Genomic DNA, 13,354 nt, shown 5'->3' with positions numbered 1-13,354 from the left:
CTGGGCGCCGGCAGCTGTTATGTGGGGCTCAATCAAGCATTGTTGGATGGCTTGGCCGCAAAGGCGCCTTCACCCAGCAATGCAACGACCAGTGCCGTGACGCTCAGGTAGATCGGATATTCCCAGCCGCCGTTGGCGTTGGTGAAGCTCCAGCCATTGCCGAAGTGCACGGTCGCCGCGACGAACAACTGGACCACGGCCAGAGCGGCAACCCAGCGGGCATAGACCCCGAGTACCAGCATCAAACCGCCGATCACTTCGAACGCCATGACCGGATAGGCCAGGAAGCCCGGAAAACCAATGGACTCGAAAAAGCCTGCGGTACCCGCTGGCGTGAACACCAGCACTTTGGTCAAACCGTGGGCGATGAACATGACGCCGAGTGCCAGGCGCATCACGACTGCGGCGTAGGGTGCAGTGCGAGAATCAATCATGGTGTAGCTCCTGTTGTTTAGTTGGCAAGGGACAGCGTGTGGCTTAGCCATTGAGAAAAGTCGGCCAGTTCTTCACCGATAATCTCGTGGGCCATGTTGTAGAAATGGGTTTCGTGCTTGACGCCGATGCGGTCCAGCCAGGCATCTGCCTCGTTTGCCCAGTCCACCGGCAGGACGGCGTCCTGGTGGCCGTGGGCGATGAACGCCGTCACTGACTTGAGGCGCTCGGTTGAGGCGATCCGAGGCGCAATCTCGCGCAGCATGCGGCCGCTCAATATCGCAAAGCCCACCACCAGTTCGGGTTCGGTGACGCCCAGGCTCGCGCTCATGATGCCGCCCTGGCTGAAACCTGCGATGACCGTCGGCAGGGCGGGCAGCGCTTCGATAAAGCGCTGCAACAGCAAGCGACTGGCTTCCGCCTGTTCCTGGTTGAAGGATGGGCCGTTGCTGGTGAAGTTCACTGGGTACCAGGCGAAGCCTTGGGGGCCGACCTGCAAGGGCGCGCGCACCAGAATGACCTCCAACTCTTCGGGAAGTGATTCGGCCAGGGAAGCAAGATTGCCTTCGTTCGAACCCACACCATGCAGCAGAATCAAGCGGCCTTTCGGGTTGAAGGTACTGCAGCCTTTGCGGAAAAACAGACCGGTTTGTGGTTCGCGGGCTGCGTCGGAAAATGTAGTGTTACGCATGGTCGAGAGTGCCTTGAGTCAGTTGAATAGGTTCGTGTCCATTGGACGGGGCCGAGGTAAACAAGTAACTGTCCATTGCCAGCACGCCGTAGGTCACGCCGCCCTCCAATACCTGTGTCTTGTAGCCTTCCCCGGCCGCGCCCAGGGCGATCAGCAAGGGCAGAAAGTGCTCGTCGGTGGGGTGAGCCCGCTGAGCAGACGGGGCATAGTGCTTGAAGTCCAGCAATTGCCCGGTGTTACCGTCCTGCAGGGTTTGGGCTGTCCACGCGGCAAACGCATCGACGTAGGCAGCGCTCTCGCGGGTTGCGCCGCGGAACTCGTACAAGTTGTGGGTCAGGCTGCCTGACGCGACGATCAGTACATTCATATCCCGCAGTGGCTTGAGCGCTTCGCCCAGCTTCCACGCCTGATGGGTGTCAAGACTGGCCGGCATGGAGACCTGGACCACCGGGATCTCCCCCTCGGGTGCCAGGTACAACAGCGGTACCCACGCGCCATGGTCCAGGCCGCGTTGAGCGTCCAGTCGCGACTGCCAGCCGGCGGCCTGCAACAGATCTACGATGTGCCCAGCCAAGGCTGGAGCGCCCGGTGCGGGATAGCTCAGTTGATACAGTGCTTCGGGGAAACCGCCAAAATCATGGATGGTCGCAGGCGCGGTGCTCGCCGTGACAAGGACTTCGCCGCGCGTCATCCAATGCGGAGAGAGGACGACGATGGCGTCAGGTCGCGGCAGGTCGCGACCGACCTGAGCCAGGCGGGGCCCCGCCAGGCCAGGCTCGATGGCGAACATTGGAGCACCATGAGACACAAACAGCAGGGGGAACGGGGTGTTCATGGTGGAATGCTCCAAAGCATTTACGTATTAAGGCAGGCAGGACGATGGAAATGCCGCGCTGGTGCTTGTTTCGATGGGCTCAGTTTATAGGTTGTGGATTTGAGATAAATAAGGCCACATGTGATAGATAGTTCCACTAAGTGATACAGTTATGGACAGGGCGTTGGAGATGCAGGTGTTCTGCACGGTGGTCGATAAAGGTACTTTCGTAGGCGCAGCCGACGCCCTCGAAATGTCCAAGGCGGCTATATCGCGGTATGTAAGTGCCCTTGAGGAGCGGTTGGGGGCTCGGTTGCTGCATCGCACCACGCGCAAGCTCTCGCTGACCGAGGAAGGCCGGCAGTTCTACCATCAGGCGCGAGAGGTGCTGGCCCTGATGGATCAGGCCGAGGAGGCTGTATCGTCCGCCGCGCCGGAACCAAGCGGTGTACTACGAGTGAATGCGCCGGTCAGTTTCGGCGTTTTGCACCTTGCGCCGTTGTGGGGAGCGTTCATGAGCGCCCATCCGAATGTCGAGCTGGATATCAGCCTGAATGACCGTTTGGTGGACTTGGTGGATGAGGGCTTTGATGCGGCCATACGCATTGCGCGCATGGAGAATTCATCCCTGGTGGGGCGGCGGCTGGCTGGCACGCGTATGTGCCTGTGTGCATCCCCCGATTATCTGGCCAGTCATCCGCCGCTCCGCACCTTGGCCGACCTGGCTGAACATGGCGTCATTGCCTATACCAACTTTGCGACTGGCAATGAATGGCTGTTCGACGGGCCCGATGGTCGCGTCAGCGTGCGCACCCGTTCCAGCGTGCGCTGCAACAATGGCGATACGTGCCGCAGCATCGCCCTGGCGGGTGGCGGCATCGCCCTGCAGCCAAGCTTTATGGTCGGTGAGGATTTACGCAGCGGAGCCCTGGTGGAAATCCTGCCGGAGTACCGCTCCATCGAGTTGGGCATTTACGTGGTTTACCCCACGCGCAAGCACTTGGCGAGCAAGGTGAGGGCGCTGATCAGCTTTCTGACTGAACGTTTCGCACATCCCGAGTGGGAGCGCTAAAGGGTGCAATTGGCACGCATCAGGGCTGCGAAAAGCTGTGCAGGTCAGCGGCGAACTCCAGCGAATTCTTGAATGCCAGGAAGTAGTCGCCCTGTTCAGCCTTCTCATACAGATACAGAGAGTTGAAGCATGGGTTGCTTTAATGCCAACCGGTCAAAAATACCCGCGCATGCCCGGATAATCCGAACATGCGGGGCGGCAGCTTAAACGAACTGCAAAACGTCGTTCACGGCTTTACGTGGCTTTTGTGGCCAGTTGGCCGCGCCCGGGTAGCCAACCGTGACCAACATCACAGGCACTTCTTCGTCTGACAGACCAAATTCCTTGGCCACTGCAGCTTGATCGAACCCGATCATCGGCGTCGAAACCAGGCCCTGGCCCTTGGCGGCCAACATCAGGGTCATTGCCGCGAGTGAGCCAGAGCGAATGGCCTCGTCGCGCTGCAATTGAGCATTTTCCTGGTACATGCCTTGAGCCGCACCCACCCACATGTCGTAGATGGACTGGTCAATGATTCCGGCATCCAGGGTCGGCTTCAATGCAGCAGGCAAGGTTACATGTGGGTTAAGGGTGCCGCAGACAATAAACGTCACGGCGGCATCCATGACCTTTTGCTGGCCGAACGCTAATGGCAACAAGCGCGCTTTGGCTTCGGTGCTGCGCACGGCCAGAAACTTCCAGTTTTGCAGGTTGAAAGCGGAGGGGGCGTGGGTCGCCAGGTTGACCAGCTCGGCGATCTGGGCGTCCGTCAATGAACGTTCAGTGTCGTAGCTATTGGCGGAGATGCGGGACTTAATAACTTCAGCGATAGCGGACATGGTGATCTCGGTGCGGGATAGGGATGCGCAGGACACGGTTGTCACTCTTGAGCCTGCGCCTCGTTTCAACTCAGCGGCTGAAACCGTCGAACGGGGTCATGTAAACGGCTCCGAACGGGTCCAGGCGCTTGCGGATTTCAGCATCGGGGGTGCCATAGACCACCAGGCTAGTGATGGTGCACAACTTCAGGAAGCGCTGGCCGAAAGGCGCGAACGTGGTGTCTACGTGGCTCACCACGGCATCGACGTTGTAACGCTCCAGGATGTGAACGGTGCTGTTGTCTTCATTGACGCTGTACTCGTAAACCAGTGTGCCCGGCTCAGCACGAGTTGCAGCGACGATGGTGGCGATCAATGCCTTGAACTCAGTGAACTCTGCGGGTTTGACCGCGAGAGAGAACAGGCAGGAAATATGCGGATGCATGGTGGTTTTCTCCGGCAGATTTATCACAAATACCTGCACGGCAGCATTGCAGGTGTAGCCGATGCATGCAGTGCAGGTCGGGGGCGTCAGGACTTGGCGGGTGCTTCCCCGAAAAGCTTGCCAGCGCCAGCCCAATCCGAAGCCGCAACGTCCTCGAAGATGACGTAGATGTAATTAGCATCTGTACCGGTGTGTTTAACGATGCTTTCAGTGATGTCGGCGGCAACCGCGGCTTTTTGCGCGTGTTCTTTACCTTCGAACCAGCTCACACGTACGACGGGCATGGTGATGTCCTTTTTGGGCTTTGATGATCGGGAGAGCGGTGCGCGGCGTGCGAACACGATCTGCGCCGTTGCATTGCTGGAGCCCATCTTACTGTCGAGTATGCTGGCGATAAATAGCCTAAAACTATAGTCTGGGTAGATCTAAACTCTACAATTACCGGGCCTCTGCATGGTACCTATCGATTCGTTTCAAGGCGTCATCACGTTCGTCGTGGCGGCGCGCTCGACCAGCTTCACCCAGGCTGGCGAACGCCTCGGCGTGTCAAAATCCGCCGTTGGCAAAGCCATTGCGCGCCTGGAAGAACGCTTGGGCACACAGTTGTTTCATCGCACGACGCGTCGTATCTCCCTGACCGCAGATGGTGAGGCCTATTTTGTGGCGTGCTCTACTGCCCTGGAAGAAATCGGTGCCGCAGAGAGCGGGTTGGGGCCCGGTGGTGGTGAGCCCTCGGGACGCCTGCGAGTCGACATTCCTGTGGCATTCGGGCGTCGGGTCGTGGCCCCATTGCTGTTTGAGATCGCCAACAAGTACCCGGCTTTGCAACTCAGCCTGACGTTCTCCGACCACTTGGTTGATCCGATTGAGGAGGGCATCGATTTGCTGGTCAGGTTCGGAGAACTCCAGGACACCAGCGGCTTGGTGGCTCGGCGATTGACCCGGCAACGCTGGGCCATTTGTGCCGCCCCCGACTATCTGACACGCTTTGGCATTCCGCAGACCCTGGAAGACTTGAGCCAGCACCGTTGCATTGTCGGGCATCGACGCGGCCAGCCGCTGTCGTGGCGGATCATGCAGGCGGGGCAAACCGTACGATACGCACCACCGTCGACCCATCAGATTGGCGACGGGGAAGCCATGATTCTCGCGGCGGTCGCCGGCACCGGTTTGTGCCAGATGCCACGCAGCCTGTTCCAGGATGATATCCAGGCGGGCAGGCTGGTGGAGGTTCTGCAAGGTTATGAACCCGAAGCTGTCGATGTGCATGCCGTATGGCCGAAGGTGTCGCATCTGCGGCCGAAGGTCAGGTATGTGGTCGATGAACTGGTCAGGCTGTGTGCGCATTGGCAGTGATTCAGGCTGACAGGTGCAGCAGGTCTCAATTGAAAGTCTTCCGGGTCACGGAAATCACCAGCGCAACACTAGCGACAACGACGACCACCCAGAAATACTCCATGCTCGCGACCAGAGCACTGGCTAGCTAATTATCAGGATCATCGCCAATAGAGGGCAGCCGCCAACCGTAGTGAAGTGACGCCATGCGCAGCGTGGTACATCCCGCGGCGGTCAGCCACGAGGTCACCACCGAATTGGCGCCGCTGTAGCTGAGCAAAACCTCTACAGCTGCGCCTGCCAACGCGGCTGACGCGTAGATTTCCCGCTGCAGGATGCCTGGCACGCGTGACAGCAAAACATCCCTGAGTACGCCGCCACCGACAGCGCTGACCATCCCCAGAACTATCGCGACCTCGGCGCCGGCCTGCACGGCCAGCGCCTTTTTCGCGCCTGCCACCGCAAACAGTCCAAGGCCAATGGAGTCGAACAGCTGCACCGGTGATTTCATTCGACACACCATCGGGTAAGCACACACCACCCACGCTGCAGCGAACAGCGACACCATCAGATAGCGCCAACTCGACAGCCCGGCCGGCGGCAATGTGCCCAGGCACAGGTCCCGAAGAATCCCGCCACCGCATGCAACGATGAACGTGATGGTAGCAATGCCGAACAGGTCCAATCGCTGCTGGCGAGCGGCAACTGCACCGCTTACACCAAATGCAAACGTGCCGAGCAGATCGATGACGGTGTAAATAAGGTGGGTGTCCATGACTGTGCTATTCGGCGTTCCCGAACCAGGCGAATGCTGCACAAAGCATCGTTTCGAGCCCGGTACGCATTGTCGGGTGCAGTAAAGGCGCGAAGTGGGGCGAGTGATTGCTCGGGATGCTGTTTATTTTCCCCTCGGCCTTGGCCTGTTCGTACACTTGCGGGTCTGTACAACCTACAAACCAGAACACGTAGGGCACCTTCCATGCGCGGCCGAACACACTGAAATCCTCACTCGCGGCGGCCGGTGCCGTTTCATAGGCTCTGTCGCCAAACCAGGCGCCAAATGCACCAGCCAAACGGGCAGAGGCGCGCTCATCATTAACCGTCAACGGGTAGCGGTTGATGGTGGTGATCTCGGGATCGCGTGGTGCGTTGGATGCGGAGCATTCAGCGCAGCAGATGCGTTTGATGGCGCCCAGCATGTGCTTGCGCACGCCCTCGTCGTAGGTGCGCATGTTGAGTTTCAGCGTCGCATTGTCCGGGATGATGTTTTCCTTGGTGCCAGCCTGTAACGAACCAACCGTAAGGACTGCCTGATCCAGCGGGGAAATCTCCCTCGACACAATGGTCTGCAGGCGCAGCACCGTCGATGCCGCCATGATCACCGGATCTACTGACGTTTGTGGCTGTGAGCCATGAGCCCCACGGCCGAACATCTTGATTTTCAGGCTGTCACCTGCCGAAAGGATGGTGCCGCTGCGGTGACCCACCGTACCGGCTGGCCCCACCATTACATGCTGCCCCAGAATGATATCTGGCTTGGGAAAGCGATCGAGCATGCCGTCGTCGATCATGTTCTGCGCGCCCACACCCACTTCTTCACCCGGTTGGAAAACAGCCAGGAGAGTACCCCGCCACGTGCTGCGGTTTTCGGACAATACCCGAGCAACCCCCATCAACCAGGTGACATGCATGTCATGCCCACACGAGTGGCAGACAGAAACCTCAACACCGTCTTCGTCACGGGTGACTACGTCGCTGGCATAGGGCAGGCCTGTCGCTTCGGCCATCGGCAACGCGTCCATGTCGGCGCGCAGCATCACCACCGGGCCGTCACCGTTGCGCAGCACGCCGACAACACCGGTGACACCGATTTCGCGTGTCACCTCGTATCCGTAGCGCACCAGGTATTCGGCGGCGATTTCTGCGGTGCGATACTCATACATCGACAGTTCAGGATGACGGTGCAAGTCCTTGTAGACCTCTTCCAGCTCAGGTAACAAGGCATCAAGATCGGGAATCAACTTTTCTAGGGACGACATGGGGTACTCCTTTATGTAAAAGAGGGCGCAAAAAGTGGGAGAGAGACGGTGTCAGGAAGGCGGAAGCAGACTTTCCATCAGCTTTGAAAGCAGGCCATCAAGTGCCACGCGTTCCTTGGGCGAGAGCGCGCAAACCAGTTGGTCTTCCAGTTGAGAACCGACGACAGAGGACTCGTCAGCGATCCGCGAGCCCTCGGCGGTTGTGCGCAAACCAACGCTGCGGCGGTCGACAGGGTGAGGGGCGCGCGAGATGAGCTCACGCGACTCCAGCTGCGCCAACGTCTTGGAGAGCAGTGTTTTTTCGAGAAAGGCGCGTGATGAAACCTCTTTTGGAGTGATGTCCGGGCAGGCCTGAATCAGACGCAAAACCCGCAATCCGCGGACATCCAGATCCCAGTGCTGACGGTACACGGCGTTCGCGTGCTCCATCAGCAGGGCACTGGTCATATCCAGCTTGAAATTCAGAAAGTCGGAATACATGGCAGGCTCCAGTCGAATGGCTGAAGTATAGTCATATAGTTGAAACATTCAACTATATTCTGATGACTGGTCGCTCTCTGTGTTGAGCCCTGGAGCCGTGAACCCCCGTTGCCGGACAAGCTTGAATCCGTCCGGCACATTGCTGCGTGACCCGTTCAGAGCGCAGCTTTCACCTGCAAACCGAACACCAGCGCATTGTCGATGTCCTGCCCGGAAAACGCGCCTGGTTCGATGATGTATTGCACATTCGGGCGCAGCGTCAGCCAGGGAGTGGCCTGGTAGCCGTAGCCAAGCTCGATCAACTGTTCGGCACTGTCCAGATTCGGAAACGATGCGCCATTGGCGAGCGCAGCGTCCTGCTGCACATCCCGGCTGCGAAGGTTGGGCACCGCCCGGCCATAGCCCAGGGCGACGGTGTCACGCGGGCGACTTTCGAACGGTTTGTACAGCACCACGCCGGTGCCGTACCACTTGCTGAACGGTGAAGCCGCCTCGCTGGCCGCCGAGTATTGGCCGAAGGCGTGCAGACTGCGGCCCTCGGACGATTGCGAACGCCACACGGCCTGATCAACCAGCAGGTAATGACCGCCGCGGCCGGACACTTTTTTATCGCTGCCGATGCGTTTCACATCGGAACTGTCGTAGTAGTAGCCAACCTTGTACTCGCCGGGCAACTCACCGGCATGCTTGTACACCAGTTCGATCGGCACCACGGTGCCGGTCGTATTTTTCGGGCCCGGATGCCAGGCACGGCTGGAATTGCCGTTGCTCTCGGGATCGACATTAAAGGCCGCCACGCGCAGTTGCCAGGCCGACGACAGGTCGTACTTCACGCGCACGCCCAAGTGGGCGTTGGGGTAGTTGGTCCAGCCACTCCCGCCGGACATGTTCAGCGGATGGCCGCAGAAACCTGCGTTCATGAAGTTGCAGAGAATGCCACTGTCCAGGCCCCCGAGGTCGTTGCCCATGGCCATGTAGCCCAGTTTCACGTTGAGCGCCGGGGTGAACAGGCTGCGCTCGTAACTCAGTTCCGTCAGGCGAGTGTAGAGACCGCCGTAGTTTTCCTGGATGGGCAGACGGTTGCCGACCAGATCCTCGGAGGCGCTATTGCCGCGTCGGTCGTTGATGGTCAGTTGAATCTTGCCGGCGTTATCCACGCCATACAGTTTGCTCAGGTCGAACTGCGCGCCGAGCTTGATGTTCTGCGAGTAACGGGCCGAACGGTGCAGGCCGCCATCGGCGTTGTAGGCGGTTTCGCCGCTGTAATCGCCGGTGAATTTGATGCCGTCCTGATCCATTTGTTGGCGCAGACCACCCCAATCACCGGTCAGGGTATTGCGGGTCAGAAGGTTAGAATCGGTGTCGGCGAAGGCGGGCAGGGTGGCGCTGCAGGTCAGGCCCAGCAGCAAGCCGTTGAGCCAGCCTGCATGGGAAAAGCGAACAGCCAAAAACATGGGAGACTTCCTGGTGCAATCTTGAATGATTTCGTAAAGCGGCGCGGCACCCGCAGGCGCCGCGCACAGAGAGATTGCCCGCCAGCGAGGCGGGCACAGCGGCTTACGGCAAGGCGTAAGCCATCACGTAGTCGCCGCGATCGGTCGACTGGCGCGCACCACCGGCGGTGATGACGATGTACTGCTTGCCGGCCTTAGGGGAAACGTAGGTCATCGGGCCGCCCTGACTGCCGACTGGCAGGCGGGCTTTCCACATCTCTTCACCGTTGGCGCTGTTGAAGGCGCGCAGGTAGAAGTCCTGGGTGCCGGCAATGAAGATCAAGCCACCTTGAGTCGACAGGGTGCCGCCCAGGGTTGGCAGACCGATCTTGATCGGCAGGTGCATGCGAATACCCAGGGGACCGGTGTCTTCTACGGTGCCGACCGGAACCTGCCAGGCAACTTTCTGCGTCTTCATGTCGATGGCGGTCAGCGTGCCGAACGGCGGAGCCTGACAAGGAATACCGGCAACCGACAGGAAGCGGTTTTTGTTCACGGCATATGGCGTGCCCTTGAGCGGCACGGCGCCCATCCCAGTGTTCAACGATTCGCCACCGGAAGCGGCTTGGGCCTTGTTCTGCGACGGGATCATCTGAATCCACAGGCCCAGGCGCATGTCGTTGACGAAGATGAAGCCGTGCACAGGGTCGGTGGAGATGCTGCCCCAGTTCATGCCACCCAGCGAACCTGGGAAACTCAGCGATTTGTCGGTACCTGGCGCGGTGTACAGCCCGTCATAACGCATCGATTTGAAATCGATTCGGCACAACAGCTGGTCGTACGGCGTTGCACCCCACATGTCGGATTCGGTCAGGTGCTGAGCACCAATCTGCGGCATGCCCACCGATTTCGGCTGGGTAGGTGAGTAGGGTTCGTTAGGGATGTTTGCCGCCTTGACCGGTACTTCTTCAACGTCGGTCAACGGCTTGCCGGTGGCGCGATCAAGCACGTAGATCTGCCCGGCCTTGGTGCCGATGACCAGCGCCGGTACGGTTTTGCCATCCTTGGTGAAGTCGATCAGGCTCGGCTGCATCGGCAGGTCGAAATCCCAGAGGTCGTTGTGAACGGTCTGGTAGACCCAGCGTTCTTCACCGCTGGTGGCGTCCAGCGCCAGGATCGAGGCGCCGTAGGTGTGATCGAGCTTGCTACGCTCCACGCCATAGATATCGGTGGAGGAACTGCCCATCGGCAGGAATACGGTATTGGTTGCCGCGTCGTAAGACATTGGCGCCCAGCTGTTCGGGGTGCTGCGCACATAGGTACTGCCGTCTGCCGGTGCCTGTTTATCCTGCGGATTGCCCGGGTCGAAGGCCCAACGCATGGCGCCGGTCATCACGTCGAAACCACGGATCACGCCACCGGGCATGTCGGTTTGCACGTTGTCGGCCACGCGACCGCCAACCACCACGGTGGTGCCGGCCATCAACGGGGCGGAGGACAACTGATAGTAGCTGTCCGGTACATCACCCAGGCCTGCCTTCAGATCGACCTGACCGTTGTTGCCGAAACCCTGGCAGAACTCACCGGTGTCGGCATCGACCGCGATCAGGCGGGCATCAACGGTGTTGGTCAGCAAACGCCGCTGGCAATTGGCTGCCGGGGCAGGTGTGGCTTCGATGATGCTTGAGTTGCCCGGTTTAGCAATTGCCTTGGTGGCATCGAAATACGCCATGCCACGGCAACGCTGCCAGACTTTTGACTGCGCGTTGATCGGGTTTTTCCAGAGTTCCTTGCCGGTATCGGCGTCCAGCGCGATCAGGTTGTTGTGCGGGGTGCAGATGAACACCTTGTTGCCTATCTGCAGCGGGGTGAGCTGGTCTTCAGCGCCGTTGCCATCACTTTGGGCAACGTCACCGGTGTGATAAGTCCACGCCACTTTCAGCTTGTCGACGTTGGTGCGATTGATTTGATCCAGTGCGGCGAAGCGGCTGCCACCTTCGGTATTGCCGTAGTGGGCCCAGTCCTTTTGCGCTTTATCCGGCTCGACCGGCGTCAGTCCCGGGCCTGTGCCGGTAGCGGCGACTGTCGGATGTGCAACGAACATATTGCCAGCGGCCACCGCCAGTCCGACTGCCAGTACCGCAGCGATGCCATAAGCGCTACGGCCCGGAACGCCACCGTTTGCCCGCTTGAGCAGCGGATACACCAAGGTCACGGCCAAACCGATCGCGCTGAACATGAACAGGCGCGAAAACACCGGCCAGAACACCAGGCCCGCGTCGCTGATGGCCCAGATGGCGGTACCCGCCAAAAATGCAGCAAACAGCCAGGCACCCGCCAGTTTGAAACGAGCGATCAGCAGACCGGAAGTGGCCATCACCAGCCCACCCACCAGGAAGTACCAGGAACCTCCAAGGCTGACCAGTTTCACGCCGCCTGCCGCCAGTGCCAAGCCGAGCAGGGCGATGATCACGCCCAGCCCGACCAGAATGAATTTTGATATGCCCGAGAGGCGTTGACTCTGCTTCACGTTGAGTATCCCGCTGAAATGATGTGAGCATTATATGGATAGGTAACTATCTAGTTAAACCATAATTTCAGGGAAAGCGCATTTCGTTGCGCTGCCGCGCCCGATCAAAGACGGGCGCGAAGCAGAGATTTTGCAAAGGTTGCTGATACGTCCGCGAAAGTCTGAAATTTGTCAGGCCACAGACGAATATCGACAGGTTTAGCCCACTGCGTACTGGTGCGAATTTCAGACTCTGACGTTAACCATCGATAATTAACCGACGTATGGCGGGTGGTACGTCGGCGTATTCAGTCGTTGCACTCACGTCGCACCACTGCATCATGGCTGCACAATCCATTGTCGAATTTGTGCCAGTGTTGCCGTCGCACCCCCGCAAGCAACAATCAGTACCTTCCTGTACGGCGCCAGGGAGTGGTGATTGTAGGCTAGGGACAGCGCAGCGCCGCAGGCAGGCTCGACGAGTACGCGATGATCAAACAGAAATCGCTCGCAGGCATCCAGGGCTGCCTGGTCGGTCACTACGACGCTGTCGATTTGATGAGTGTTGGTGTATTGGAAGGCCTGATCGCAAATTCGCTTTGCTCCCAACGATGTCGCAATCGATTCGATCCGCTCTAACTCAACCGGTTTACCAGCAACCACTGCAGCATGGAACGACGCGGCTCCTTCAGTTTCAACGGCGATGACCGGAACGTCATGCCAGCCGTTTCGCTGCAAGCCTTCAACAATGCCGCACAGCAGGCCGCCACCACCGACTGAAAGGACTACCACATCAGGTTTCTGGCCAGCTTGCGCCACTTCATCAATCAGAGAGGCATGTCCAGACCATAGCAGCGGATCATTGAAGGGGTGAATGAATGCTTTTTCTGGTGACATTAGCGTCAACGCCAGCTCATTCGCTTCTTGCCACGAGTCTCCGTGGACGATGACCTCCGCCCCTTCCAGGTTAAGCAATTCCTTCGCGCGCTCACTCGTCGTTTTGGGAACCACCACTGTTACGGGTATACCTAGTTGGCGTCCCGCGTAAGCGACTGCAAGACCAGCGTTACCTCCGGAAGAGGACACAAAATGCGTGGCCCCATGACGGTGGTGCGTTTCGCAAGCGTGGCCGACGCCACGGATCTTGAAGGATCCGCACGGCTGTAAAGCATCCATCTTCAGCCAAACGGAACGCTCTGCAACAGCGCTGAGTGGTCGGGATTCGATGAGGGGAGTATTGATATGCAGAGGCATGGTCACAATTCCAGTATACGAGGAAGGTTGGTGGTTGAAGCTGTCGTCTCAGC

Annotated in this window: 14 protein-coding genes; 2 read left to right on the top strand and 12 right to left on the bottom strand. The window is 59.1% G+C overall.

What is annotated here, in order from left to right:
- Positions 1–32: 32 nt before the first annotated feature.
- The 3 genes from AAEZ09_RS23800 to AAEZ09_RS23790 are packed head-to-tail and all read right to left on the bottom strand — an operon-like array spanning position 33 to position 1,958.
- Entirely contained in the window at positions 33–434 is a 402-nt protein-coding gene (locus tag AAEZ09_RS23800; RefSeq protein ID WP_045058453.1) for a DoxX family protein, read from the bottom strand.
- A 17-nt stretch (positions 435–451) separates the two neighbouring features.
- Positions 452–1,123 carry an alpha/beta hydrolase gene (locus AAEZ09_RS23795; RefSeq protein WP_350601027.1) on the bottom strand — a complete coding sequence of 224 codons (672 nt, stop codon included), beginning with the start codon at positions 1,121–1,123 and terminating at the stop codon, positions 452–454.
- Positions 1,116–1,958: a DODA-type extradiol aromatic ring-opening family dioxygenase gene (locus AAEZ09_RS23790; RefSeq protein ID WP_350601026.1), complete on the bottom strand. Its 843-nt coding sequence runs from the start codon at positions 1,956–1,958 to the stop codon at positions 1,116–1,118. Before AAEZ09_RS23790 ends, AAEZ09_RS23795 begins: the two co-directional genes overlap by 8 nt.
- 151 nt (positions 1,959–2,109) lie before the next feature.
- Between AAEZ09_RS23790 and AAEZ09_RS23785 the strand changes: the two genes are divergently transcribed.
- Positions 2,110–3,009, top strand: a complete 900-nt coding sequence (locus tag AAEZ09_RS23785) for a LysR family transcriptional regulator (RefSeq protein WP_350601024.1) — start codon at positions 2,110–2,112, stop codon at positions 3,007–3,009.
- A 203-nt stretch (positions 3,010–3,212) separates the two neighbouring features.
- On the opposite strand, the gene AAEZ09_RS23780 is transcribed toward AAEZ09_RS23785, so the two are convergent.
- From AAEZ09_RS23780 to AAEZ09_RS23770, 3 genes are all read right to left on the bottom strand, one after another.
- On the bottom strand, positions 3,213–3,827 hold the full coding sequence (locus tag AAEZ09_RS23780) for a nitroreductase family protein (RefSeq protein ID WP_350601023.1): 615 nt from the start codon (positions 3,825–3,827) through the stop codon (positions 3,213–3,215).
- A 70-nt stretch (positions 3,828–3,897) separates the two neighbouring features.
- A complete protein-coding gene (locus AAEZ09_RS23775) occupies positions 3,898–4,251 on the bottom strand; it encodes a putative quinol monooxygenase (protein WP_350601021.1) in 354 nt (117 codons plus the stop codon).
- Between the two features lie 86 nt (positions 4,252–4,337).
- On the bottom strand, positions 4,338–4,535 hold the full coding sequence (locus AAEZ09_RS23770; RefSeq protein WP_045058447.1) for a tautomerase family protein: 198 nt from the start codon (positions 4,533–4,535) through the stop codon (positions 4,338–4,340).
- Between the two features lie 169 nt (positions 4,536–4,704).
- On the opposite strand from AAEZ09_RS23770, the gene AAEZ09_RS23765 reads away from it, so the two are divergent.
- A complete protein-coding gene (locus AAEZ09_RS23765) occupies positions 4,705–5,607 on the top strand; it encodes a LysR family transcriptional regulator (RefSeq protein WP_045058446.1) in 903 nt (300 codons plus the stop codon).
- Positions 5,608–5,734: 127 nt separating this feature from the next.
- Here the strand turns inward: AAEZ09_RS23765 and AAEZ09_RS23760 are convergent, their stop codons facing one another.
- The 6 genes from AAEZ09_RS23760 to AAEZ09_RS23735 all read right to left on the bottom strand — a co-directional run bounded on the left by AAEZ09_RS23760 (position 5,735) and on the right by AAEZ09_RS23735 (position 13,301).
- Positions 5,735–6,361, bottom strand: a complete 627-nt coding sequence (locus tag AAEZ09_RS23760) for a trimeric intracellular cation channel family protein (protein WP_350601020.1) — start codon at positions 6,359–6,361, stop codon at positions 5,735–5,737.
- 7 nt (positions 6,362–6,368) lie between these two features.
- Positions 6,369–7,625, bottom strand: a complete 1,257-nt coding sequence (locus tag AAEZ09_RS23755) for a M20 family metallopeptidase (protein ID WP_350601018.1) — start codon at positions 7,623–7,625, stop codon at positions 6,369–6,371.
- A gap of 51 nt (positions 7,626–7,676) precedes the next feature.
- Positions 7,677–8,105, bottom strand: coding sequence for a MarR family winged helix-turn-helix transcriptional regulator (locus tag AAEZ09_RS23750; protein ID WP_045058443.1), 429 nt, complete (start codon positions 8,103–8,105; stop codon positions 7,677–7,679).
- A 155-nt stretch (positions 8,106–8,260) separates the two neighbouring features.
- Positions 8,261–9,559, bottom strand: coding sequence for a carbohydrate porin (locus AAEZ09_RS23745; RefSeq protein WP_350601017.1), 1,299 nt, complete (start codon positions 9,557–9,559; stop codon positions 8,261–8,263).
- Positions 9,560–9,662: 103 nt separating this feature from the next.
- Positions 9,663–12,068 carry a glucose/quinate/shikimate family membrane-bound PQQ-dependent dehydrogenase gene (locus AAEZ09_RS23740; RefSeq protein ID WP_350601016.1) on the bottom strand — a complete coding sequence of 802 codons (2,406 nt, stop codon included), beginning with the start codon at positions 12,066–12,068 and terminating at the stop codon, positions 9,663–9,665.
- Positions 12,069–12,386: 318 nt separating this feature from the next.
- On the bottom strand, positions 12,387–13,301 hold the full coding sequence (locus AAEZ09_RS23735) for a pyridoxal-phosphate dependent enzyme (RefSeq protein ID WP_350601014.1): 915 nt from the start codon (positions 13,299–13,301) through the stop codon (positions 12,387–12,389).
- Positions 13,302–13,354 lie beyond the last annotated feature (53 nt).

The organism is Pseudomonas sp. 65/3-MNA-CIBAN-0223 (assembly GCF_040310425.1).
In the GTDB taxonomy this organism is placed as follows: Bacteria; Pseudomonadota; Gammaproteobacteria; order Pseudomonadales; family Pseudomonadaceae; genus Aquipseudomonas; species Aquipseudomonas gregormendelii.
This window is presented reverse-complemented; position numbering and strand designations above follow the sequence as displayed.